Here is a 23,453-nt window from a genome sequence, read left to right on the forward strand (position 1 = left end):
CGTCCTTCGAGGTGAATCAGATGAACTCCCCAGGAGACGCGATCCCGATCGGCCTCGGCATGCCCGCCGGACCACCGCCCGTACTCGCCCCGCGTCGCACCACCCGCCAGATCCAGGTCGGTTCGGTCGGGGTCGGCAGCGACTTCCCGATCTCGGTGCAGTCGATGACCACCACCAAGACCCATGACATCAATGCGACGCTGCAGCAGATCGCCGAGCTCACGGCCTCCGGATGTGACATCGTCCGCGTCGCCTGCCCGCGTCCGGAGGACGCCGAGGCATTGCCGATCATCGCGAAGAAGTCGAAGATCCCGGTCATCGCCGACATCCACTTCCAACCCAAGTACATCTTCGCGGCCATCGACGCGGGGTGTGCCGCCGTCCGCGTCAACCCGGGCAACATCAAGGAGTTCGACGGCCGGGTCAAGGAGGTCGCGAAGGCCGCCGGCGCCGCCGGGATTCCGATCCGCATCGGCGTCAACGCCGGATCGCTCGACAAACGGATCATGGACAAGTACGGCAAGGCCACCCCCGAGGCGCTCGTCGAGTCCGCGTTGTGGGAGGCCGGCCTCTTCGAGGAGCACGGTTTCGGCGACATCAAGATCTCGGTCAAGCACAACGACCCGGTGATCATGGTCGAGGCCTATCGGCAGCTCGCCGCGCAGTGCGACTATCCGCTGCACCTCGGTGTGACCGAGGCGGGGCCGGCGTTCCAGGGCACCATCAAGTCGGCGGTCGCGTTCGGCGCGCTGCTCTCCGAGGGCATCGGCGACACCATCCGCGTGTCCCTGTCGGCGCCGCCCGCAGAGGAGGTCAAGGTCGGCGACCAGATCCTGCAGTCGCTGAACCTGCGTCCACGCAAGCTCGAGATCGTGTCCTGCCCGTCGTGCGGTCGCGCACAGGTGGACGTCTACAAACTGGCCGACGCGGTGACCGCCGGGCTCGAGGGCATGGAGGTGCCGCTGCGGGTCGCCGTGATGGGTTGCGTCGTCAACGGTCCCGGCGAGGCGCGCGAGGCGGACCTCGGTGTCGCATCCGGCAACGGCAAGGGGCAGATCTTCGTCAAGGGCGAGGTCATCAAGACTGTTCCGGAGGCCGAGATCGTGGAGACCTTGATCGAAGAAGCGCTGCGGATCGCGGGTGAGTCGGGTGACACTGGTGAGGACAGGGAAGTGGGTTCACCGGTCGTCACGGTCAGCTGAGGCGGAACGCAGCGGGTAGCCGCCGACCGCGAGCTCCAGGACACGTTCGGGCCCGACTACTGCGGAGGAGCGTTGGTGCTGAAGCTGCTGGGCGACCGGCCACTCGGGGCGCGTGACGCGCCGGTGGTCGAACGTGTGCTGACCTCCGATCCCGTCGCCATGTGCATGGTCGCCGCCCGGTTCGAGTCGCACGGCATCAACCCACGTCTGCTCGGCGGTGAGCTGTGGACGACCGACGACCCCACCAGTTCCCTCTGCTTCTCCGGCGCCAATCTCATCCCGCTGCTCGGTGCGCCCGGCGACATGGAGGGTTTCGCCGACCGTGCCGCCTCTGGCCCGCGCGTGTGTTCCTCCATCGTCGGGCGCGCGGAGATGGTGTTGCCGTTCTGGGAACGCATCGCACCGTGTTGGGGCCCGGCCCGTGAGATCCGTGACAGTCAGCCGCTGATGGCGCTGACCGACGCCCCCGCCGTCGCTCCGGACCCGCTGGTGCGGCTGGTGACCCTCGAGGACATGGATGCTTACCTGCCCGCCGCCATCGACATGTTCATCGGGGAGGTCGGTGTCGATCCGTGCGCAGGCGACGGCGGCCGGTCCTATCGCCGACGGCTGGCGTCGCTGATCACCGCGCAGCGCGTGTTCGCCCGGTTCGATCGCGGCGAGGTGGTCTTCAAGGCCGAGATCGGTTCGCTCTCACGCAAAGTCGGCCAGATCCAAGGTGTCTGGGTGGCCCCCGCCCGGCGCGGTGAGGGGATCGGGGCGAGCGGCACGGCCGCGGTCGCCGCCGCGATCATGGCGCACGGACGGACCCCCAGCCTGTACGTCAACAGCTTCAACCTGCCGGCCCGCGCGATATATCGCCAGGTCGGTTTCAGCGAGGTCGGCACCTTCGCGACGGTTCTCGTCGACTGAACGGCTGCGGATCACCGGCAGATCACCGGCCTGGTTCGCCGATGTGCGCGCGTGGCGCACGGGTTTTCGCGTCTGTCCCCCATATCATCGAGAACGATGTTGCAGATGAGACGGCGTGTGATCAACGTGGCCTGTGTGTCGGTGAGTGCTGTCGTGGCACTCGGGGTGGCCGGATGCGCCACGGCCGACGACGGTCCACGTCAGGCCGTCGAACGATTCCTGGCGGCCTACGGCGCCAAGGACATCGCCTCGGCCGCCGGCCTCACCGACAATCCGGCGCAGGCGAGGGCGAACCTCGCCGCCGCGTGGGACGGACTGGCCGCGGAGAAACTCTCCGTGAGCACCGGCAAGGCTGCCGTGTCCGGCGACACCGCCGACATCGACGTCACCTATCGCTGGGATCTGCCGCGGGGTCGGGAGTGGACCTATCCGGCACGGGTCAAGATGATCCGGTCGTCCGGGAGCGGATGGACGGTGCGCTGGACCTCGACCGACATCCATCCGGATCTCGGTGCCAACCAACGTCTTTCACTGCGAATCCTGGAAGCGCCGCGGGCCACCGTCAACGAGGCCGACGGGTCGGAGGTGATGGTCAACGGAACGGTCGTCGGAATCAACTTCGACGCCTCGACCGCAGCCGCGAGTGGTTCGGTCGCCGACTCGGTGACCCGGCTCGTCTCGGTCCTGCGCCCGTTCGATCCCGCCCTGTCCGCCCAGAAGATCGCCGAGGAGAGCACCGCATCGGGCGCCCCGTACCCGATCGCACGTCTCTCGCAGCGCGATTTCGATCGACTCCGCGATCAGCTGGCGATCCCCGGGGTGGTGCACAACGAACAGGCCGAACTCGTCGCCAAGAACCCCGGTTTCGCTCCCGCGCTGCTGACCGAGGTGAAGAAGGTCGTCGACAAGGAGGTCGACGGGCGGGTCGGCTGGCGTGTGGTGACCGTCAACCCCAACGGTCTCGACGCCGACGTACTCGCCGATCACGCGCCCGAGCCGGCGCCCGCCGTCTCGCTGAGCCTGTCCCGGCAGGTGCAGACGGCGGCCCAGCGCGCCGTCGACGCCACCAATCGCTTCCAGATCGCGATGGTGGTGGTACAGCCGTCGACGGGTCACATCCTGGCGGTCGCGCAGAACAAGGCCGCCGACCGCAGCGGTCCCATCGCCACCACCGGCCTCTACCCGCCCGGTTCGACGTTCAAGATGGTGACCGCCGCGGCGGCGATCAGTCGCAACCTCGCCCACCCGCAGACAATGGTGCCGTGCCCGGGCGAGATCGAGATCGGTCCACGCCGTATCCCGAACTACGATCGCTTCTCCCTGGGAACCGTGCCGATGCTGCAGGCCTTCGCGAGTTCGTGCAACACCACGTTCGCCAAGCTCGCCAGCGAGATGGGGCCGTCGGACCTGGCTCACACCGCGGCATCGATGGGGATCGGGCAGCAGTACGACATCGCCGGTCTCGACGCGGTGTCCGGGTCGGTGCCGATCGCGCCGGAGCTGGTGGCGCGCAGCGAAGACGGTTTCGGTCAGGGCAAGGTCCTGGTCAGTCCGCTCGGCCTCTCCCTGGTCGCCGCCACTGTGGCGCACAATGGCAAAGCCCCAGTCCCGCAATTGATCCTGGGTAAGCCGACGAAGGTGACCGGGCCGCAGCCATCGCTGTCGCCAGGGGTGGTGTCCGAACTGCGGCCGATGATGCGTGCCGTCGTCCAGCAGGGCACCGGCACCGTGATCGCCGGGCAGGGTGATGTGCTCGGGAAGACCGGTGAGGCCGAGTTCGCCGGCGGATCGCATGCGTGGTTCGCGGGCTACCGCGGCGACCTGGCCTTCGCCACGCTCGTGGTGGGGGGCGGCGACTCGAACAACGCCGTCGCGGTGACGCGTGACTTCTTCGGGTCGTTGCCACCCGGGTACTACGCGGCTGCGCGGTCCTGACCGGCGCGTCGGAGGCCGCCCGGTGGCCAGTGGACGTGACCCGATCGGTGTGAGGCGGATCGGCAGGCTCGCCGGGGTCAGGTGCGGCGAGGCACGATGATCGGCTGACCGGACTCCGGGTGATCGAGGATCTCGACCGGGTGATCGTAGGTGTCGGAGAGCAGATCGGCGGTCATCACCTCACGCGTGGGTCCCTCGGCCAGCAGGTGCCCGTCCTTCATGAGCGCAACGCGATCGGCGTAGGCCGCGGCCAGCGACAGGTCGTGCACGACGAGCAGCACCGCCGATCCGCCGTCCCGGGCACCTCGCAGGATGTCGAGCACGGATTCCTGGTGATGGATGTCGAGTGCCGCCGTGGGTTCGTCCAGCAACATGACGGGTGCTTGTTGGGCGATCGCCCGCGCGATCGACACCCGGGCCTGCTGCCCGCCGGACAGCTGCGAGAACGGTCGGTCGACGATGTCGGCGAGGTCGCACGCGAGGATGGCGTCGTCGATGATCTCCGGGGACCGGACCGCCTCGGGTGTGCGCAACCAGGGGAAGCGGCCCATCTCCACGACCTCGGCCACGGTGAACGGGGTGTCGGTGCGGTTGTGCTGGGTCACGAAGGATCGGAGGCGTGCGAGATCGCGCGACGACGCGGTCGCCACCGCGCGGTCATCGATGTGCACGGTGCCGCGGTCCGGGCGGCGCAGTCCGGCGAGGACGGACAGCAGTGTCGACTTGCCGCAACCGTTCGGGCCCACGAGCGCCAGCAGGGAGCCGGGCGCGACACGCAGCGAGACGTCCCGCACCACGTCACGGCCGCCGAGCGCGACGGTGATGTCGGTGGCGACGACGCCCGTCTTCGCCGCGGTCGTGCTGCTGGTCGCGGTCACCAGCCGGCTCCCGCATGTCGGCTGCGGCGCAGCAGGAGGAAGAAGACCGGGCCGCCGATCAGGGAGGTGAACATGCCCAGCGGCAGGTCGGCGTCACCGAGCATGGTGCGTGCGGCCAGGTCGGCGGCGGTGATGACCAGCGCCCCGCCGACGACACTCGCGGGCAGCAGGATCGCGTGCCGGGGGCCGACGATCAGCCGCAGCACGTGCGGCACGATGAGCCCGACGAACATGATGATGCCCGCGAATGCGACGGCCGCGGCGGTCAGGATCGACACGAGCACGATGACCTGCCGTCGCACCAGTTCGACGTTGACGCCGAGGGAGGCCGCCTGGACCTCGCCGAGAGCGAGCAGGTCGATCTTGTGGACCAGGACCAGCGCGCCCGCGATGGCCGCGACGATGAGCGGTGTCGAGACCCACACCTCGTTCCAGGTGGTGCCGGCGAGGGAACCCAACTGCCAGAACACGATCTGCTCGCGCGCCGCGGTGGACGCGGCGAAGGTCAGGTACGCGATGATGCCGAGGGTGAAGGCGTTCACCGCGATCCCGGTGAGCACCAGCATGATCGTCGACGTCCCACCGTCGCGTAGGGACAGCAGGTAGACCGACGCCGCGGTGAAGAGGCCGAAGACGAACGCCGCGCCGGCGAGAGCCCAGTCGTTCGCGGTGCCGCCGCCCAGGACGATCATCAGGCACGCACCGACCGCCGCGCCCGACGAGACGCCGATGATGCCCGGTTCGGCGAGGGGATTGGCGAGCACACCCTGCAGCAGGCAGCCACCCGCGCCCAGTGCCGCGCCGACGAGCAGGCCCAGCACGATGCGCGGGAACCGCACGTTCCACAGGGCGCCTTCGCCGTTCGGATGCGACGGCAGCGGCCCGATGTCGAGATGGAAATGATGGGCGAGGCTGCCGAGGACCTCGATCGGCGGGACGCCGACCTGGCCCATGCCCGCGGAGACGACGACGAGCACGGCGGTCCCGATCACGAGGACGGCAAGCACGATCAGGTTGCGCGTCCGGTGGCGGGCCCGTCGGGCCGCGGCGGTCGTCGACGGCCGGGTCGTCGTCGGGGCGCTCATGTGTAGATCGCCCTGGCCAGCGACGACAGGACCTCGCCGACGTCAGGACCGAACGCGAGGATCTTCGTCTCGTCCATCTGCACGATGCGGCGGTTGCGACCGGCGTCGGTCTCGGCGATGCCGGGCAGCGCGAGTACGCCGTCGAGACCGCCGACCGTCTCGGCACCTTGCGTCATCACCATGATCACGTCCGGGTCGGCCTTGATCATCGCCTCGGCGGTGATGGCCGTGAAGGCGCCGCTCAGGTCGGCGGCCGCTCCGGCATCGCGACCGCCGAGCGTCTCGATCAGGTCGTCGGCGCCCGATCCGGGACCGGCGAGCAGGATCAGGTTACGACCCCGGATGTAGACGAAAGCGATCGTCGGGTCGCCGGACGGCGACGGGACGAGCTTCTTCGCGGCCGCGACCTGCCGATCGGTGCGGGCCGCGAGTTGCTCACCCTGCGCGTCGACGCCGAGGGTGCGGGCCACCGATCGGATCAGCGCGTCGTTGGACGCCAGGCTGCGGGTTCCCGCGAACACCACGACCGGCACGCCGGAGTCCCGGATCTGGTCGACGGCGGCGGCGGGCACGGTGTTCTCGTCGACCAGAACGACACTGGGTGCCAGGGCCAGGACCGACTCGGCGTTGAGGCTGTGACCCCGGTTGGTCACGACCGGCAGGCCCACGGCCGACGGGAACGCCGTCGAGGTGTCGCGGCCCACCACGTGCGATCCCAGACCGAGGGAGAACACGATGCTCCCCAGGGTGCCGTTGATGTCGACGGCGACGATGCGTGATGTGTCACGCACGGTGACCGCGCCGTAGCGCACCGAATCGACGGTGACCGGCAGCGACGGGGTGGGATCGTCGGCGACCGGGACGACGTCGCGCTGCGGCAACTCCGCAGTCTGCGGGCCACTGCGCAGGTGCGCCGTCGGTGCGACCGAGGACGTACCGACGGTCTGCTCGATCGGCTCGACGAAGCACGCCGACGTCGAACCGACGAGCAGCAGGGCGACGGCGAGGAGCGCCAGACGCGTGGCGCCACGGCGCGCACCTGCGCCCGGTCCGTCGGTCATACCCACCTCGCCCGCACTCACGAGTCCTCCACTCATCGCACTCGACTGCCACCTTAGTTGTCGGCTGCGCGGTGCCCGCGCTGCCTCCGATCGTCCGGCGGTCAGCGATACAGTGTGGGTCATGACTGTTCGCGCTGCCCTGAGGCCCGGCACGCTGTCGCCGACGCGCCCGGTTCCCGACTCGATCGAGCGACCGGAGTACGCCTGGAAATCCACGGTCGCCGAGGGCCACGAACCCTGGATCCAGACACCGGAGACCATCGAGAAGATGCGCGTCGCGGGAAAGATCGCGGCGAACGCCCTTGCCGAGGCCGGGCGGGCGGTGGCGCCCGGCGTCACCACCGACGATCTCGACCAGATCGCCCACGACTACATGGTCGACCACGGTGCCTACCCGTCTACGTTGGGCTACAAGGGTTTTCCGAAGTCCTGCTGCACGTCGCTGAACGAGATCATCTGCCACGGCATCCCCGATTCGACCGTGATCTCCGACGGCGACATCGTCAACATCGACGTCACGGCCTACATCGACGGGGTGCACGGGGACACCAACGCCACGTTCCTCGCGGGCGATGTCTCCACGGAGGCGGCCGATTTGGTGGAACGCACGCGCGCGGCGACCCAGCGCGCCATCAAGGCGGTGAAACCAGGACGGGAGCTGAACGTCATCGGACGGGTGATCGAGGCGTACGCCACCCGCTTCGGGTACACGGTTGTGCGCGACTTCACCGGGCACGGGATCGGCGAGACGTTTCACAACGGTCTGGTCATCCTGCACTACGACCAGCCGGACGTGGACACGGTGATCGAGCCGGGCATGGTCTTCACCATCGAGCCGATGATCAACCTCGGCGGCCTCGGTTACGAGATCTGGGACGACGGGTGGACGGTGGCCACCACCGACAAACGGTGGACCGCCCAGTTCGAGCACACTCTGGTCGTGACCGACGACGGTGCCGATATCCTGACCCTCCCGGACGAGTGACCCCGACCGCGTGAAGGGCGCGCTGCTCGTCGGGGGCACCAGCTCCGACGCCGGCAAGAGCCTCATCGTCGCAGGTCTGTGTCGGCAGCTGCGCAGGCGTGGAGTCCGGGTCGCGCCGTTCAAGGCGCAGAACATGTCGAACAACTCCGTCGTCACCCCCGACGGAGGCGAGAACGGTCGCGCCCAGGCGTTGCAGGCCTACGCCTGTGGCCTCGCCCCGTCCACACGGTTCAACCCGGTGCTGCTCAAGCCCGGAAGCGATCGCCGATCACACGTGCTGGTGCGCGGCGGGCCGGCGGGCGACGTCGGTGCCCGCGGCCATCACACCTGGCGATCACATCTCGCGGATCTCGTCGCCGAGGAATTGGCCTCGCTGCGAGACGAATTCGATGTCGTCGTCGAAGGTGCGCGGTTCGGTGGCCGAGATCAATCTCCGGGCCACCGACCTGGCGAACATGGGGCTCGCCCGCGCGACGAACCTGCCCGTCCTCCTCGTCTCCGACGTCGACCGCGGCGGCTCCCTCGCGCACCTGTTCGGTACCACCGCCGTCCTCGACGCCGACGATCAGCGACTCATCACCGGCTATGTCGTCAACAAGTTCCGTGACCTGGGTGGACGATCCCTCCGGCGTTCGATCCGCGGACCTCGTGGTGATCCCGGGCACCCGTGCGACGGTGTCCGACCTCGCCTGGCTCCGGGCCCGCGGACTCGATGCGGCGCTGGCGGCAGGGCGCGGGACGGGCGACCGGTGATCGGGATCTGTGGCGGGTTCCAGATGCTGGCCCGACGGATCGTCGATCCCGTCGAGTCCCGTGCGGGCGACGTCGACGGACTCGGACTGCTCGACCTCGAGATCGTCTTCCATCCGGACAAGACCCTGCGCCAGGTCACCGGGACCGCGTCGGGCGCGACGGTCGCCGGCTACGAGATCCATCACGGCCGCGTCCACTCCTCGCGCGAACAGCCGTGGATCGTCGACGACATGCACGGTCCCGAGGGTGCGGTGCGTGGCGCGGTGCGCGGCACCCACTGGCACGGCCTGCTCGCCGCCGACGTCTTCGGCCGCGACCTGCTGCGCAGCGTCGCGGCCCAGAGCGGCCGTCCCGGCTTCATCGTGTCCCCGACGACGGTTGTCGACGAGATCCGCGCCGCGCAGGTCGACCTCATGGCCGATCTCGTGCAAGAACATCTCGACATGCCGCGTATCGAGGCCCTGATCTGCGGGGGAATCGACCCGGCGGTGCCCGTCGTCGGACATCACCTGGACTGATCGTCGAACGACGTCGACGACCCGGGCCGCCACCGTCGGATCTCGCCTATCCTGGCCCGGTGGACACGGAACAGCGCGCGGTGACCGTCGGTGAGCTCACGTTCGACGTCCGGATCGGGGGGCCGGAGGGCGGCAAGTGGGTGTTGCTGCTGCACGGATTTCCGGTGAACAGCTCCTGCTACGACACCGTCGTCCCGCGATTGCACGAAAGCGGCTTGCGGACCATCGTTTTCGATCAGCGTGGCTACAGCCCGGGCGCGCGCCCGACTGGGGTCGACGACTATCGCCTCGACCTGCTGGTCGGCGACGCCCTCGGCGTCCTCGATGTGCTCGACGTGAACTACGCGTTGCTCGTCGGCCACGACTGGGGTGGCATCGTCGCGTGGCATCTCGCCGGAAAAAATCTGGACCGCTTCACCGGTCTCGTGACCGCCAGCACCGGCCACCCGTCGGCGATGCGAGACGCACTCGTTTCCAGCGATCAGCGCGAACGGTCGTCGTACATCAAGGATTTCATTGCCGACGACGCCGAGGAGAAGCTGAGCGCGCGCGAGGGGGTGCTGCTACGCCGGGCGGGTGTGACCGCCGAGGAACTCGTGCCCTTGCTCGAACCGGGAGCGCTGACCGGCCCACTCAACTGGTATCGGGCGAACTTCACCGGCAACATCGCCGAGACGCTGGCCTGCCCGCCGGTGGAGATCCCCACCACGATGGTCTGGGGCGACGCCGACCACGCACTCGGCCGGGAGCAGGCGCAGGGGAGCAGTCGGTACGCATACTCCGACTACCGGTTCTGCGAACTCCCGGGCGTCGATCACTGGATTCCGCAGAATGCCGCCGCTGCCCTCGCGAGTGAGATCGCGTTGCGGTCCGCCGTGTTCTGAGCGCGCGCAGGGCGTTCCCCGTGGTCTCTGAGGTGCTTCCGCCGCATGCCTGATGCTGAGGTGCTGCCTCACCGATGCCTGATCCCTGAGCAGCCGAGCGTCACGAAGGGGCCAGGTCCTCGCCTCAGCCGAACCGCTCGGTCCGCACCCGATCGGGCCGGTGGCCGGCGGCGATCATGGCCGCGGCGGCGTGCTCGACGAAGCGGTTGGGGCCGCAGATGAACACCGTCGGATCGCGATCGGCGTCGATGGTGATCTCCGCGAACTCGGTGGGGCCGAGTCGGCCGACCGGACGGCTGTCGTCGTCCGGGGCCTTCCTGGTGTAGGCGAGATGCACGGGGAGACGGTGCCTTTCGACGATCTGGCGCACGTCGTCGGCGAACAGCATGCGGTCCGGTGAACGCAAGGAGTACACGAGGTCGAACGGCACCATCGGGGCGACGACCTCGCGGGTGCGGATCATCGCCATCAGTGGGGCGAGTCCCGAGCCCCCGGCGATGAGCTGCACGGGGCGCGGATCCGTCTCATCCCAGGTGAAGAAACCACCGTGGGGTCGGGTCACCTCGAGCGGGTCGCCGATCTCGACCACGTCGACGAGGTAGGGCGAGACCTCGCCGTCCTGCGCCCGCTCGACGGTCACCTCGACGGTTCGATCCTCCCGGACATCGGACAACGAGTACGTGCGGGCCGTCGAGTACCCGTCCTCGGCGGTCAGCCGGATGTCGAGGTGCTGTCCGGGCAGTCCGCAGAATGGCTCGGACAGGGCCAGGCGCAACGATCGGGCGCTCTCGGTGTGCCGTGTCTGCGCGATCACCGTCGTGATCTGCCAGTCGGTCATCGGTCGCACCGCGTCATGAGTACCGCTGTTCGGTCCACGGGTCGCCGTGCATGTGATATCCGCGACTCTCCCAGAATCCCGGTGTGTCCGATGACATGAAGCGCAGGCGCCGCACCCATTTGGCGCTCTTCCAGAAGTAGAGGTGGGGGACGAGCAGCCGTGCCGGACCGCCGTGCTCGGCCGGCAGCGGCTCGCCGTCGAAGGTGTCGGCGACCCAGCCGCGACCGGAGACGAGGTCGGTGAGAGCCACGTTGGTGGTGTAGCCGCCATGGCAGTGCACCATCACATGGGTGTCGCCCGGCCAGGGGAGCCGGCTCATGATCGTGTCGAAGGAGACGCCGCGCCAGCGTGTCTCGAATTTGGACCACCGGGTGACGCAGTGGATGTCGGTGACGATCTCCTCATGAGGCAGCGCCTGGAACTGTGCCCAGTCCCAGGTGTGCGCACGATGATCGGACGACTGCACCGTCAGCGTCCAGGTGTCGAGAGGGACGGTCGGTGTGGGTTCGGCCGACAACACAGGGAAGTCGAAGGTCCGATACTGGCCCGGTGGGAGCCTGCCCGCGTCGCGGTCGCGACGGCCGACGAACCCGCGGTTGACGATCGCCATGGGGAGATCGTACGCGCGCCCGCGCATCCTGCGAGCGGGTCAGAGGTCGAGCCCGAGCAGCGCGTTCTCCAATACCTCCGGCATCGCCGGATGAATCCAGTACTGCCCCCGCGCCATCTCGCGGGCGCCGAGACCGAAGGACATGGCCTGAATCGCCGGCTGCACGACCGTCGGCGCCTGCGGGCCGAGGACATGGCAGCCGAGCAGTCGGCCGGTCCCGCGCTCGGCGATCACCTTGCAGAAACCGGTGGTGTCCTCCATCGCCCACCCGTAGGCGATGTCGCCGTACGCCTGCACCTTGACCGCGATGTCGATGTCGCGCTCACGGGCCTGGTTCTCGGTGAGGCCGACCGACGCGATCTGTGGATGGGTGAACACGGCGAACGGGACGAACCGGTGATCGAACGAGTCGAGATCGTCGGCGTCCCACCCCTTCAGGAGATTGGCCTGGACGACCCTCTCCTCATGGTTGGCGACATGCTTTAGCTGGTAGGGGGAGCTGACGTCGCCCAGGGTCCACACTTTCCGCGCCTGCGTGCGGCCGTGCTCGTCACAGATGACCCGCCCCTCGTCGTCGAGCGAGACCCCGATCGAGCCGAGATTGAGCCGGTCGCCGTTGGGCGTGCGCCCCGTGGCCACGAGGAGGACGTCGCCGTCGATGTGTGTGCCGTCCTCCAGGCTGACGCGCACACCGCCGTCGGGAAGGTCGGCGGCCCCGGTGACGGCGGCGTCGAGATGGACATCCCACTTCTTCCGGGCGATCTCGGTGAACCGGCTCGAGACGTCGGTGTCGAGCTTGCGCAGGATCGCCGGGCCGCGCGCCACGATCGACACGCGGCTGCCGAGCGCGCCGAACACGTGCGCGAACTCGGCTGCGATGTACCCGCTTCCGAGGATGACGAGGCGTTCGGGAACACGATCGAGACGCATCACGTCGTTGTTCGTGTAGTACCGCACACCGCTCTGCTCGATGACCGGGGGAGCCGTCGCACGGGATCCGGCGGCCAACACCACCTCCGTGGCGATGACGACGGCGTCGGCGGTCACCAGACGGTAGCGGCCGTCGTCGTCCCGTCCGTCGAACTCGACATGCGACGAGTAGACGGTGATGTTGGGGCAGCGGTCCTCGCGATACTCCTTGCCGCCCAGCGAGATCGGGTCGATCCGACCGAATACCCGGTCGACGATGGCCGGCCAGTCGACCGCGTCGACATGGGCTGCGACGCCGAAACGGTCGGCCTCGCGGGCGTTCTCGGCGACCTCGGCGGCGTAGACGAACATCTTGGTCGGGATGCAGCCCACGTTCAGGCAGGTACCGCCGTACACGCCTTCCTCGAAGATGGCGATGCTCGTGTCGTCGAACCGTTCGTCCGGGATGGAATTACCACTGCCCGAACCGATGATGGCGAGATCGACGACCTGGGTGACGCTCATGCGTGCTCCGTTCTCATCGTGGCGGTGTCCCGGTCCGGAGTGTGGCCGGGTGAGGCCGGAATCCCGAGTGTGCCCTGCAGCCACGCATCCACCTCTCGATAGGCCGCGGACCGCGCCCGCTCGACCGAGAGGAACACGTCGTGGCGGGCGTCGATGATCGGCACCACCGCCACCCGGTCGCCGAGGTGACCGCTCCACCGTGTCATGTGCCGGATGTCGAGGACCACGTCCGCGTTGTCGACACCGGCCTGCCGGTGGTTCCCGAAGATGGTCTTGTCCGATCGCAGCACCAACGTCGGCACCCCGATGTCGATTCCCCGGTGCAGTCGCGCGTGTCCGCGCCGTACGGCGTGCAGGAATCCGAACGTGACCGGGAATCCGCCCATCGGTTTCAGCGCGAGGTCGTAGGCCCATTCGCCGCCGGTCGTCTCGTGGATGCTCCGCCCGTAGCCCTCGGACAGTTCCTGCGGGATGACGGCCGTCGGACGGATTGCGGCGACGGCTCGGAGCAAGAGCGACACGACCGGGGTGCGCAGGACCGGACTGCCCTGCAGGTCGAACCAGGGACTGTTCAGCAGCAGACCGCTGACGTGCGCGAATCGGTCCGGCGACGACGTCCTCAGCCGGTCCAGCCAGAGCGGGGTGATCAATCCGCCGGTCGAGTGGGCCGCGATGAGTACCCGCGCCGGAGCGCCCTCGGTCGCGGTCTCGGTGATCACCACGTCGAGCGCCTTCCCGAGCTCGTCGTCGTAGCAGCGCAGGTCGGTGGTCAGGTGGGGTGTGTGGTGTGGCTGGAGTGATCGGCCGCACTTGCGCAGATCGATCGCGTAGAACGCGTACCCGCGGTCGTGGAAGAAGTCCGCCAGCGGCTCGTGGAAGAAGTAGTCGGTGAATCCGTGCACGTAGAGCACCGCGCCGTTGACGGCGGCGCCGCCGCCCGCCCTGCGGACGAGTGTCGCGGTGATCGGGTCCTCGCCGTCGACGTCGGGCCCCAGCGGCAGGGTCAGCGTCTCGTACCGGTCCAGCAGATGGTCGGGTTGCCAGGTCGCAGCGGGTCCGCCATCGTCAGGGATGGGCCCGGGGGATGCGGTCACCTGGTCCACTGTAGAGAAGGCGCCCCCGCGTGATCGGGCGCGGAGTGTCGCCCAGCCCACACTTTGCCCGAGGCGATTCCGTTGTTCGGCGGTGAATGGGGAACAATGGCCGTCGACAGGGACGACCGCGTCGGCGACAGCGACAGCGTCGATCGTCCAGGCTGTGCGAAGGAGAGTTCCTCGTGTCTCAAACGGTGATCAAGACGGACGTCGCGCTGGTCGGCGCGGGCATCATGAGCGCCACGCTCGGTGCACTGCTACGCCGGTTGCAGCCGGACTGGTCCATCAGCCTGTTCGAGCGGCTCGACGCCGCCGCCGCGGAGAGCAGCGACCCGTGGAACAACGCCGGCACCGGCCACTCCGCCCTCTGCGAGCTGAACTACACGCCGAAGACCGCCGACGGTGACGTCAACATCGACAAGGCGATCAATATCAACGAGCAGTTCCAGGTCTCGCGCCAGTTCTGGGCCAACTCGGTCGACAACGGCATCCTGGGCGATCCGAGCGAGTTCATCAACCCCATCCCGCACGTCAGCTTCACCCACGGTGCCGACGGCGTCGATTACCTGCGCAAGCGCCACGAACGCCTGGCCGGTCAGGTCCTGTTCGAGGGCATGGAGTTCATCGACGACCCCGCCGAGTTCTCCGCCCGGCTGCCGCTGATGTCCGCCGGACGTGACTTCGCCGACCCGGTCGCCCTCAACTGGTTCACCGACGGCACCGACGTCGACTTCGGTGCGCTCACCCAGCAGCTCCTCAACTACGTCGGACGGACCGGCGCCGACATCTACTTCGGCCACTCGGTCACCAACCTGTCGCAGCAGTCCGACGGCAGCTGGATGGTCAAGGCGCGCAACCTGCGCACCACGGAGAAGTTCACCGTCCACGCCAAGTTCGTGTTCGTGGGTGCCGGTGGCGGTGCCCTGCACCTGCTCCAGAAGTCGGGCATCAAGGAGGCGAAGGGATTCGGCGGTTTCCCGGTCTCCGGCGAGTTCTTCCGCTGCACCAACCCCGACCTGATCACCGAGCACCACGCCAAGGTCTACGGCCAGGCCGCCGTCGGCGCTCCGCCGATGTCGGTGCCGCACCTCGACACCCGCGTGATCAACCACAAACCGGGTCTGCTGTTCGGACCGTACGCCGGGTGGTCGCCCAAGTTCCTCAAGAGCGGCAAGGTCACCGATCTGCCCTTCTCGGTGAAGCCCGGGAATCTGCTGCCGATGCTGTCCATCGCCCCGCAGGAGTTCGGTCTGCTCAAGTACCTGATCAGTGAGCTCGCCGCCAGCCGGGCCGATCGCGTGAACACACTCGGCGAGTTCGTCCCGCGCGCCGACGGCGACGACTGGGAGATCATCACCGCCGGCCAGCGTGTGCAGGTCATCCGCAAGACCGGCGTCGGCGGCAGCCTGGAGTTCGGGACCGCCGTGGTCACCGCCGGGGACGGGACGATCGCCGGCCTGCTCGGCGCGTCCCCCGGTGCGTCGACCGCCGTCCCGGCGATGCTGCAGGTCCTGGAGAAGTGTTTCCCGACCGAGTACGAGGGTTGGGGTGCCGCGCTGACCGAGATGATCCCGTCGTTCGGCCGCAAGCTGTCCGCCGATCGCGATCTGTTCCGTCAGGTCTGGGACTGGACCACTGCCAGCCTGCAGCTCAAGCGCGACGACCTCGCGCCCCCGGTCGGCGCCGACCACGCCCCGGCCACAGCGGTCTGACATCCCCGACCGACGCGGAGCAGACGACGTGGCTGGTACGGGAGAGTCGGAATGTGATAGTCACGAGGTCATGACCACGGAAGGGCAACTGCGCCACAGCCTGTCCGCCGATCTCGACGCGGCGACGCTCTACCAGATCCTGCGACTGCGGGTCGACGTCTTCGTCGTCGAGCAGGCGTGCCCGTATCCCGAACTCGACGGACGGGACCTGGATCCGCAGACCCGGCAGTTCTGGATCTCCGGCGACGACGGGGTGATCGCCACCCTGCGCCTGCTGGTCGACCCCCCGGCCGCCGATGGTCGTCCGATGTATCGCATCGGTCGGGTCTGCACCGAACGCGGTCATCGTGGACAAGGACTGACCGCGCAGCTGCTCGGCGCCGCCCTCGCCGAGATCGGTGATCATCCGTGCCGGATCGACGCACAGACCTACCTCGTCGACATGTACGCCAAGTTCGGCTTCCTGGCCGAGGGCGACGAGTATCTCGAAGACGGCATCCCCCACGTCGCGATGCGACGTGACCCGGCGCCGTCGGCAGGTCGGTCCCGATGAGCGGACGACATCGGTCGTCGGACGTCGCGACACCGACCCGCTATCCGTTCAGCGCCGTCGTCGGCCAAGACCGCCTCAAACTCGCGCTCATCCTGTCCGCGATCTCTCCGGCGATCGGCGGAGTCCTGATTCGCGGCGAGAAGGGCACCGCCAAGTCGACGATCGTGCGGGGACTCGGACCGATCCTCGGGGGGCACGACGAGCGCCGGGGCGGACGCGTCGTCGAACTGCCCATCGGCGCGACCGAGGATCGTGTCATCGGGTCGCTGGATCTCACCGCCGTCCTGAGCGAGGGGCGAGCAGAGTTCACGCCCGGGCTGCTCGCGCAGGCCGATGGTGGCGTCCTCTACATCGACGAGGTCAACCTGCTCGCCGATCATCTCGTCGACGTCCTGCTCGACGCCGCGGCGGGTGGTCGGGTCACCATCGAACGAGATGGTGTGTCGCACACGCAATCCGCAGATTTCGTGCTGGTCGGCACCATGAACCCGGAAGAGGGTGAGCTGCGGCCACAGCTCCTCGACCGATTCGGTCTGGCGGTCGACGTCGCCGCCGGGCGCGACATCGACGAACGGGTCGAGGTGGTGTCACGGCGCATGGCCTACGACACCGACCCGGAGGGATTCATCGCGGAGTACGCCGCGGCCGAGACGGATCTCGCAGAGCACATCGCGGTCGCCCGTGAGCTCGTGTCGTCGGTGGCCGTGCCGATCGCCGAGTTGCGGCGTATCGCCGGGATCTGCGCGCACCTTGCCGTCGACGGCCTGCGCGGCGACATCGTGGTGGCGCGGACCGCGGTCGCGCATGCGGCCTGGCGGCAGGCCTCGGAGGTCACCGCCGACGACGTCCGGGTCGCGGTGGAACTCGCACTGCCACATCGCCGACGCCGCAACCCGTTCGACGAGTCGGGGCTGTCGCCGGATCAGCTCGACGAGGCGATGGACGCCGGCGACGAGGCGTCCGGCGGAACCGATACCGACACAGGCGGTCCCGACGACCCGGATCCGACCGACCCGACCGATCCGCCGGACCCCGGCTCCGGGGAGGACGCACCCGCCGACGGAACCGACACGTCCCTCGAATCCGGGTCGAACCCGGATTCCCCGGGGAGCCCCGAATCCGCACCACCCGAGCCGGCCGCCGACGACCAGGACGAACCGACACCGTCGGAATCGGTGCCGGGAGCGCGGTTCGGTACCCCACGCACGAGCGAGACAGCGCAACGGATGCAGCGCCTGCGGCTCACCGGTGTCGGTGACGGAGACCCCGGTCGACGGTCACGCGCCCGCTCCCGCCGTGGGAAGGATACGCGCGCAGTCGATTTCGAGAACGGCCGGCCGATCCACCTGTTCGGCACGATCCTGTCCGCGGCCGAACGTGAAGCGGCCGCCGCGGCCGACGGCACAGCGCTGCGCATCGCCGCACACGACCTGCGCGCAGCCGAGCGCATCGGGCAGGAGGGCAATCTCGTCGTGTTCGTCGTCGACCTGTCCGGGTCGATGACGGCGCGGCGCCGCCTGTCGGCGGTCAGCGAGATCTGTGTCGATCTGCTCCGTGATTCGTACACCCGTCGCGATCGTGTCGCGGTCGTCGTCGCGCGCGGCGCGACCGCCTCGGTGGCGGTCCCGCCGACCAGGTCGGTCGACATCGCGGTCCGCCGACTCGCCGACATCCGGACCGGCGGCCGTACGCCGTTGGCCGAGGGACTGACGGCCGCGAGCGAACTCGTCGAGCGCGCGGCGCGGCGCGAACCGCAGCGTCGGCCGATGCTCGTCGTCCTCACCGACGGCCGGGCGACCGCCGGTAGGGACGCCGCGGCCCGGGCCCGCGCAGTGGCCGCGACGATCGGGCGCCGCGGCCTGGAATCGGTGGTGGTGGACTGCGAACAGGGCATGATCCGGCTCGGCCTCGCCGGCGAGCTCGCCGCGGCGATGGGCGCACGGTGTCTACCGATGGACGAGTTGTCGGCGGGGTCGCTGGCGCGTCCGTCGCGGGCCGCGTGACCCGATCACGCACATCTGACAATCGGCAGGAGGCGTTGTGCCGCAAGGAGTTCCCGACACGATCCCGGCAGACGGTCTGACGACCCGGCAGCGACGGAACCAACCTGTGCTGGCGGTGCACACGGGCGACGGCAAAGGCAAGTCGACGGCTGCCTTCGGGATGGCGATGCGCGCGTGGAACGCCGGGATGCGGGTCGCGGTCTTCCAGTTCGTGAAGAGTGCGAAGTGGCGGGTCGGCGAGGAGTCGGCCCTGGCCGCGCTCGGTGACGTGCACGAGCGGACCGGGGCGGGCGGCCCCGTGGAGTGGCACAAGATGGGACAGGGCTGGTCGTGGCTGCGCGCCAACGCCGACCACACCGACGACCACGCGGCGGCCGCGCAGGCCGGATGGGCGGAGATCGCGCGCCGTCTCGCCGCCGAGCAACACGACTTCTACGTCCTCGACGAGTTCACCTACCCGATGGGCTGGGGATGGGTCGACACCGACGAGGTGGTGGAGACGCTGCGCCTGCGGCCCGGTCGACAGCACGTCGTCATCACCGGGCGACGTGCGCCGACCGCGCTTGTCGAGGCGGCTGATCTGGTGACCGAGATGACCAAGATCGCCCACCCCATGGACGCGGGGCGCAAGGGACAGAAGGGCATCGAGTGGTGACCGGGGGATGGCCGGCATGACCGGGCCACCGACGGTCGTCATCGCCGCGCCCTCCTCCGGGAGCGGCAAGACCACGATCTCCACCGGTCTGATCGGCGCCCTGCGTGCCGCCGGACATCGGGTGGCCCCGTTCAAGGTCGGGCCCGACTACATCGATCCCGGCTACCATGCCGTCGCCGCTGGGATCGTCGGGCGCAATCTCGACCCGAACCTGGTCGGTGCCGATCTCGTCGGACCGCTGTTCGCGGCGGGCGCGGTGGGCGCCGACGTCGCCGTCGTCGAAGGCGTCATGGGCCTGTTCGACGGCCGCATCCTCGACGACTCCGCCTCCGACACCGCTGATCCGGCCGGGTTCGGTTCGACCGCCCATGTGGCGCGTCTGATCGGCGCGCCGGTCGTCCTCGTCGTCGACGCGGCAGGTCACAGCCAGTCGGTGGTCGCGTTGCTGCACGGCTTCATCGGCTACGACCCGTCCATTCGGATCGCCGGGGTGATCCTCAACCGCGTCGGGTCGCCACGGCACGAGACCGTGCTCCGGCAGGCCTGCGCCCGCGTCGGGCTCCCCGTCTTCGGCGTCGTCCGCCGTGATGCGGACCTGCAGGTACCGTCGCGACACCTCGGGCTGATCCCGGCGGCCGAGCGACGCGACGACGCGGTGCGTGCCGTCGACGCGATGACCGCGGCGATCGGTGCGGCCCTGGACCTCGACGCCATTGTGGCGGCCGCGCGGACCAGGCGTGCGGAACACATCACCGCCTGGTCACCGTCGGACGCTCTCGGTGACACAGGCGAGATCGCAAGGTCCGGCCGACGGCCGGTGATCGCCGTCGCCGGTGGCGCCGCGTTCACCTTCGGGTACGCCGAGCACCGTGAGCTCCTCGAGGCCGCGGGAGCCGAGGTCATCGGTTTCGATCCGCTGTGCGACCGGTTACCCGCGGACGCCGACGGCATCGTCATCGGTGGGGGATTCCCCGAGGAGCACGCCGAAGCACTCGCCGCCAACGACGAACTGCGCGACGGGGTGCTCCGCCATGCTCGCGCCGGCCGGCCGATCGTCGCCGAATGTGCTGGATTGCTCTATCTCGCACGAGAACTCGACGGACACCGGATGACCGGCGTGATCGATGTCGTCGGCCGGTTCGGTCCCACGCTGACCCTCGGATACCGCGACGCCGTCGCCGTCGGGGACTCGGTGAGCTTCACCGCCGGGCAGCGGGTGACCGGTCACGAGTTCCACCGCTCCACCGTGGAGCCCGGCGACGACGCCCCCGCGCCCGCGTGGGCCTGGCGCGATCATGCGGGTCGACCGGGCACTCACGGACACGCGTCGCCGGCCGTGCACGCCTCCTACCTTCATGTGCATCCCGCCGGCGCCCCGGCCTCGGTGACGCGATTCGTCCGCGCTGCCGTCGCGGCGCGGGCCGCCGACGGGGCCGGGGAGCCGTCACGATGAACCAGCACCGGCTGGGCGAGGCACTCGATGCCCTGGCAGAGCACGGGGTCGACGATCCTGCCATCCTGCGTGATCTGCTCGAGGCGGTCCTCGTCGTCGGGCAGGGCCTGGACCTCGATCGCGCGCTGCAGCGCATCGTCGAGGTCGCCTCCCAGGTGGTCGACGCCCGGTACTGCGCCCTCGGCGTCCGTGGCCCGGACGGCGGGCTGAGTGCCTTCGTCTACACCGGGATCAGTCCCGCCCAACGCGCCCGGATGGATCACCTGCCCATCGGCAAAGGCGTGCTCGGCCTGCTGATCGACGAACCGCAGGTGTTGCGTATCCCGTCGCTCGCGAAGCATCCGTCGTCGGTGGGCTTCCCGCCGAATCATCCGCCGATGCACACCTTCCTCGGTGCTCCGATCATCGTGCGCGGGTCGGTGTTCGGCAGCATCTACCTCACCGAGAAACAGTCGGCCCTGGAGTTCAGCGAGGTCGACGAGACCCTGGTCGCCGTCCTCGCCATCGCCGCAGGCATCGCCGTCGACAACGCCCGCCTGTTCGGTCAGGCCCGGACCCGGCACCGCTGGATGCAGGTCATCGCGCGTCGTGGATCCGAGCCGTTGGCGGGCATCGCCCTCGAGGACACATTGACTCGCCTGTGTGTCGACGTGGCCGCACTCGGTGACGGGATCGACGTGTTCATCCTCACCGGCGAGCCGGGCGCGGTCTCCGTCCGCGCGCACACCGGTGGCCCGGTCGCCGCCGGTGACCTCACCCTGCCGCCGACGGCCGCGCGGGCGGTCTACCCGGTCACCGAGATCCCGTCGGAACTCGTCCGGCGTGACGCCCGATGGGTCACCGTGCAGCCGCTGCAGCGTGCCGCGGGTGCGTTCGGCTGGATCGTCATCACGCACGCGAGCAGACCGGACTGGGACGACGACGACACGTCCGGGCTGGCCGGTGTTGCCGAGGTGGCGTCGCTGTCGGTGGTCTACGCCGATCAGCAGCAGGTGGCCCGCGACCTGGAGGTGCTCGAGGATCGCCATCGCATCGCCCGCGATCTCCACGACCACGTGATCCAGCGCCTCTTCGCGATCGGCATGTCGGTGCAGACGATGCTCGCCGCCCGCGCCGCCGACACGACATCGAGCGACACGGAATCGACTGACACGACGTCGGGCGCCCCGTCGTCGACGGACCGTGCGACGACGGATCGGCTCGAACAGGTCGTCAGCGACCTCGACCGCACCATCGCGCAGATCCGCACCTCGATCTTCGATCTGCAGACCGTCCCCGGCCACCACGACACCGCGACGCTGCGACGGCGCGTGCTCGACATCGTCGCCGAGCTCGCCGGTCACGCCCCGATCGCGCCGGGTGTGCAGTTCGCGGGGCCGGTCGACACCGTCGTTCCCGAGGCGCTCGGACCGCATATCGACGCGGTGCTCCGAGAGGGGCTGTCGAACGCGCTGCGGCATGCGCAGGCTCAGCACATCGACGTCTCGGTCCGCGCCGACGACGACGTGCTGTCGGTCGAGATCAGCGACGACGGAGTCGGGATCGGGACCGACGTCGTCTACCGCGGCCTCGACAACCTCACCCGGCGAGCCGAGGACTGCGACGGGGTGTTCAGCGTGGTCACCTCGCCTCGCAGACCGGGCAAGCCGGGCGGGACGACGCTCACCTGGTCGGTACCTCTGACCGTCTGACTGTGTCCGACGCCTGTGTGCAGACGGGTTCGTGCGCGTCTTTTCTGTTGCTGCGCCGAATGTTTCGTGCGCACGAGCGCACTTGCGACGAAGCTGTCGGCTGTCCACAAGCGCCACTGCAGCTGTGGACAGCGGATCTGCGAGAGCTCCTCGGAGCGCGATGATCTTGGTATGGATGCCATTCATCGATCCGATGCGATCCGGCGTGGCACCACGGACGCCCAATTGCGGCGCTCCGTCATCGACAACAGTGTCGAACGGGTCTGGCACGGTGTGTATCTTCCGAAGGACACTTCGCCACTCTCCGACGACAGTCGGAGATCGCAGAACATCGCGAGGACCGAGCGCTACCGGGGATACTGTGATCGGGCGCTGCGCGACACGAGACTGATGCGCGCACAGTGAGTCATATTTCGGCGGGGGCAGTGCACCGTGTGCCGATGCTGTGGCCCCGACTTGTCAAAGGTCCACTTCACCTCGACGACGACGGGCCGACGCACCGCGCGCGGGATGGTCCATCGAGCTGTGCTGCTTCCCTCGGACATCGTTGTCGTCGACGGGATCAGGTCACGTCGCTTGCCACGCACCGTGTGCGACATCGCACGGCTCGGCGATCATCGGCAGGCTGTGTGTGTGCTCGATTCGGGTCTGAAGATGGGCGTCGCGATCGAGGAGATCACCACACAGGTCGCCCGCCTGGGCCGCCACCACGGGATTGCGATGCTTCGCGCAGCCGTGGCCCCTCGCCGACGGGCGGCCGGAGAGTGTCGGTGAATCACTGAGCCGGCTGTCGCTCGCCGATTGTCCAGAGATCCCGGCGCCCGATCTGCAGGTCAGTGGAGCTATCGAGATGAATGGTTCCGCGAAAGATGTCCGCCGCGACTTCGGATGGCGTGACGACGACGGCGTACTCCGTGTTGTCGGAGAGTTCGATGGTCGGCTCAAGTACCACCGATCGAACTCTTTCGGGAATCGCCTGCCCGAGGATGTGATCTACGACGAGAAGCTCCGCGAGGACGGGATTCGAGCAAGCGGCAAGGGTGTCGTCCGATGGACCCGGGACGAGGCCGTGTACCCGGAGCGGCTTCATCCCAAGTGATCGTCGCACTTCGGGCGAGTGGGATCATTCCGTGAGGTCCCTGTCTCGGAATGTGTGGGACCAGAGATTCGTGCGCCGGTAGTGTGGTCGCGCGGCTG

General features: G+C 68.9%; 19 protein-coding genes and 1 pseudogene. 13 read left to right on the plus strand and 7 right to left on the minus strand.

The window, feature by feature from the left end; translation table 11 throughout:
• Positions 1–20: 20 nt before the first annotated feature.
• The 3 genes from ispG to QSJ19_RS03990 all read left to right on the plus strand — a co-directional run bounded on the left by ispG (position 21) and on the right by QSJ19_RS03990 (position 4,049).
• A complete protein-coding gene (ispG, locus tag QSJ19_RS03980; RefSeq protein ID WP_286318429.1) occupies positions 21–1,202 on the plus strand; it encodes a flavodoxin-dependent (E)-4-hydroxy-3-methylbut-2-enyl-diphosphate synthase in 1,182 nt (393 codons plus the stop codon).
• A 75-nt stretch (positions 1,203–1,277) separates the two neighbouring features.
• Complete coding sequence (locus QSJ19_RS03985) at positions 1,278–2,114, plus strand: GNAT family N-acetyltransferase (RefSeq protein ID WP_286318432.1); 837 nt, start codon at positions 1,278–1,280, stop codon at positions 2,112–2,114.
• Positions 2,115–2,210: 96 nt separating this feature from the next.
• Positions 2,211–4,049: a penicillin-binding transpeptidase domain-containing protein gene (locus QSJ19_RS03990; RefSeq protein ID WP_286318434.1), complete on the plus strand. Its 1,839-nt coding sequence runs from the start codon at positions 2,211–2,213 to the stop codon at positions 4,047–4,049.
• Between the two features lie 77 nt (positions 4,050–4,126).
• Here the strand turns inward: QSJ19_RS03990 and QSJ19_RS03995 are convergent, their stop codons facing one another.
• Genes QSJ19_RS03995 through QSJ19_RS04005 form a run of 3 tightly spaced genes read right to left on the minus strand, consistent with a single transcriptional unit; the run spans position 4,127 to position 7,073 of the window.
• On the minus strand, positions 4,127–4,930 hold the full coding sequence (locus tag QSJ19_RS03995) for a heme ABC transporter ATP-binding protein (RefSeq protein ID WP_286318534.1): 804 nt from the start codon (positions 4,928–4,930) through the stop codon (positions 4,127–4,129).
• Positions 4,924–6,012 carry a FecCD family ABC transporter permease gene (locus QSJ19_RS04000; RefSeq protein WP_286318436.1) on the minus strand — a complete coding sequence of 363 codons (1,089 nt, stop codon included), beginning with the start codon at positions 6,010–6,012 and terminating at the stop codon, positions 4,924–4,926. Before QSJ19_RS04000 ends, QSJ19_RS03995 begins: the two co-directional genes overlap by 7 nt.
• Positions 6,009–7,073, minus strand: a complete 1,065-nt coding sequence (locus QSJ19_RS04005) for a heme/hemin ABC transporter substrate-binding protein (RefSeq protein ID WP_286318536.1) — start codon at positions 7,071–7,073, stop codon at positions 6,009–6,011. The genes QSJ19_RS04000 and QSJ19_RS04005 overlap by 4 nt, the downstream gene beginning before the upstream one ends.
• Positions 7,074–7,194: 121 nt before the next feature.
• On the opposite strand from QSJ19_RS04005, the gene map reads away from it, so the two are divergent.
• The 3 genes and pseudogenes from map to QSJ19_RS04020 all read left to right on the plus strand — a co-directional run bounded on the left by map (position 7,195) and on the right by QSJ19_RS04020 (position 10,213).
• A complete protein-coding gene (map, locus tag QSJ19_RS04010) occupies positions 7,195–8,058 on the plus strand; it encodes a type I methionyl aminopeptidase (RefSeq protein WP_286318438.1) in 864 nt (287 codons plus the stop codon).
• A gap of 10 nt (positions 8,059–8,068) precedes the next feature.
• Positions 8,069–9,329: pseudogene (locus QSJ19_RS04015) on the plus strand (cobyric acid synthase).
• Positions 9,330–9,409: 80 nt separating this feature from the next.
• A complete protein-coding gene (locus tag QSJ19_RS04020; RefSeq protein ID WP_286318538.1) occupies positions 9,410–10,213 on the plus strand; it encodes an alpha/beta fold hydrolase in 804 nt (267 codons plus the stop codon).
• 124 nt (positions 10,214–10,337) lie between these two features.
• On the opposite strand, the gene QSJ19_RS04025 is transcribed toward QSJ19_RS04020, so the two are convergent.
• From QSJ19_RS04025 to QSJ19_RS04040, 4 genes are read right to left on the minus strand one after another with little or no spacing between them, the layout of a single operon-like run.
• A complete protein-coding gene (locus tag QSJ19_RS04025; protein ID WP_286318440.1) occupies positions 10,338–11,051 on the minus strand; it encodes an FAD-binding oxidoreductase in 714 nt (237 codons plus the stop codon).
• 13 nt (positions 11,052–11,064) lie between these two features.
• On the minus strand, positions 11,065–11,661 hold the full coding sequence (locus QSJ19_RS04030) for a molybdopterin-dependent oxidoreductase (RefSeq protein ID WP_286318441.1): 597 nt from the start codon (positions 11,659–11,661) through the stop codon (positions 11,065–11,067).
• 39 nt (positions 11,662–11,700) lie between these two features.
• Positions 11,701–13,095 (minus strand): mycothione reductase, encoded by a 1,395-nt coding sequence (locus QSJ19_RS04035; RefSeq protein WP_286318442.1) that lies wholly within the window; start codon positions 13,093–13,095, stop codon positions 11,701–11,703.
• Positions 13,092–14,189: an alpha/beta hydrolase gene (locus QSJ19_RS04040; RefSeq protein WP_286318443.1), complete on the minus strand. Its 1,098-nt coding sequence runs from the start codon at positions 14,187–14,189 to the stop codon at positions 13,092–13,094. Before QSJ19_RS04040 ends, QSJ19_RS04035 begins: the two co-directional genes overlap by 4 nt.
• A gap of 182 nt (positions 14,190–14,371) precedes the next feature.
• Here QSJ19_RS04040 and mqo point away from each other — a divergent pair, with 182 nt between their 5' ends.
• From mqo to QSJ19_RS04075, 7 genes are all read left to right on the plus strand, one after another.
• Positions 14,372–15,901: a malate dehydrogenase (quinone) gene (mqo, locus tag QSJ19_RS04045; RefSeq protein ID WP_286318444.1), complete on the plus strand. Its 1,530-nt coding sequence runs from the start codon at positions 14,372–14,374 to the stop codon at positions 15,899–15,901.
• A 70-nt stretch (positions 15,902–15,971) separates the two neighbouring features.
• Positions 15,972–16,454, plus strand: coding sequence for a GNAT family N-acetyltransferase (locus QSJ19_RS04050; RefSeq protein WP_286318445.1), 483 nt, complete (start codon positions 15,972–15,974; stop codon positions 16,452–16,454).
• Positions 16,451–18,457 (plus strand): VWA domain-containing protein, encoded by a 2,007-nt coding sequence (locus QSJ19_RS04055; protein ID WP_286318447.1) that lies wholly within the window; start codon positions 16,451–16,453, stop codon positions 18,455–18,457. Before QSJ19_RS04050 ends, QSJ19_RS04055 begins: the two co-directional genes overlap by 4 nt.
• 37 nt (positions 18,458–18,494) lie before the next feature.
• The gene (gene cobO / locus QSJ19_RS04060; protein WP_286318448.1) at positions 18,495–19,112 is read left to right on the plus strand and encodes a cob(I)yrinic acid a,c-diamide adenosyltransferase; all 618 of its coding nucleotides are present in this window, start codon (positions 18,495–18,497) and stop codon (positions 19,110–19,112) included.
• Between the two features lie 16 nt (positions 19,113–19,128).
• Entirely contained in the window at positions 19,129–20,565 is a 1,437-nt protein-coding gene (locus tag QSJ19_RS04065) for a cobyrinic acid a,c-diamide synthase CobB (RefSeq protein ID WP_286318449.1), read from the plus strand.
• Positions 20,562–22,256: a GAF domain-containing sensor histidine kinase gene (locus QSJ19_RS04070; protein ID WP_286318450.1), complete on the plus strand. Its 1,695-nt coding sequence runs from the start codon at positions 20,562–20,564 to the stop codon at positions 22,254–22,256. The genes QSJ19_RS04065 and QSJ19_RS04070 overlap by 4 nt, the downstream gene beginning before the upstream one ends.
• Positions 22,257–23,106: 850 nt before the next feature.
• Positions 23,107–23,355, plus strand: coding sequence for a hypothetical protein (locus QSJ19_RS04075; RefSeq protein ID WP_286318451.1), 249 nt, complete (start codon positions 23,107–23,109; stop codon positions 23,353–23,355).
• Positions 23,356–23,453 lie beyond the last annotated feature (98 nt).

The organism is Gordonia sp. ABSL11-1 (assembly GCF_030315685.1).
Taxonomy (GTDB): Bacteria; Actinomycetota; Actinomycetes; order Mycobacteriales; family Mycobacteriaceae; genus Gordonia.

Bases quoted from the DNA above. Each gene is read 5' to 3' on its own strand.
- ispG (WP_286318429.1), top strand. From the start codon at position 21: ATGAACTCCCCAGGAGACGCGATCCCGATCGGCCTCGGCATGCCCGCC.
- QSJ19_RS03990 (WP_286318434.1), top strand. From the start codon at position 2,211: ATGTTGCAGATGAGACGGCGTGTGATCAACGTGGCCTGTGTGTCGGTG.
- QSJ19_RS04000 (WP_286318436.1), bottom strand. From the start codon at position 6,012: ATGAGCGCCCCGACGACGACCCGGCCGTCGACGACCGCCGCGGCCCGA.
- QSJ19_RS04005 (WP_286318536.1), bottom strand. From the start codon at position 7,073: ATGACCGACGGACCGGGCGCAGGTGCGCGCCGTGGCGCCACGCGTCTG.
- map (WP_286318438.1), top strand. From the start codon at position 7,195: ATGACTGTTCGCGCTGCCCTGAGGCCCGGCACGCTGTCGCCGACGCGC.
- QSJ19_RS04025 (WP_286318440.1), bottom strand. From the start codon at position 11,051: ATGACCGACTGGCAGATCACGACGGTGATCGCGCAGACACGGCACACC.
- QSJ19_RS04030 (WP_286318441.1), bottom strand. From the start codon at position 11,661: ATGGCGATCGTCAACCGCGGGTTCGTCGGCCGTCGCGACCGCGACGCG.
- QSJ19_RS04035 (WP_286318442.1), bottom strand. From the start codon at position 13,095: ATGAGCGTCACCCAGGTCGTCGATCTCGCCATCATCGGTTCGGGCAGT.
- QSJ19_RS04050 (WP_286318445.1), top strand. From the start codon at position 15,972: ATGACCACGGAAGGGCAACTGCGCCACAGCCTGTCCGCCGATCTCGAC.
- QSJ19_RS04055 (WP_286318447.1), top strand. From the start codon at position 16,451: ATGAGCGGACGACATCGGTCGTCGGACGTCGCGACACCGACCCGCTAT.
- QSJ19_RS04065 (WP_286318449.1), top strand. From the start codon at position 19,129: ATGACCGGGCCACCGACGGTCGTCATCGCCGCGCCCTCCTCCGGGAGC.
- QSJ19_RS04070 (WP_286318450.1), top strand. From the start codon at position 20,562: ATGAACCAGCACCGGCTGGGCGAGGCACTCGATGCCCTGGCAGAGCAC.
- QSJ19_RS04075 (WP_286318451.1), top strand. From the start codon at position 23,107: ATGAATGGTTCCGCGAAAGATGTCCGCCGCGACTTCGGATGGCGTGAC.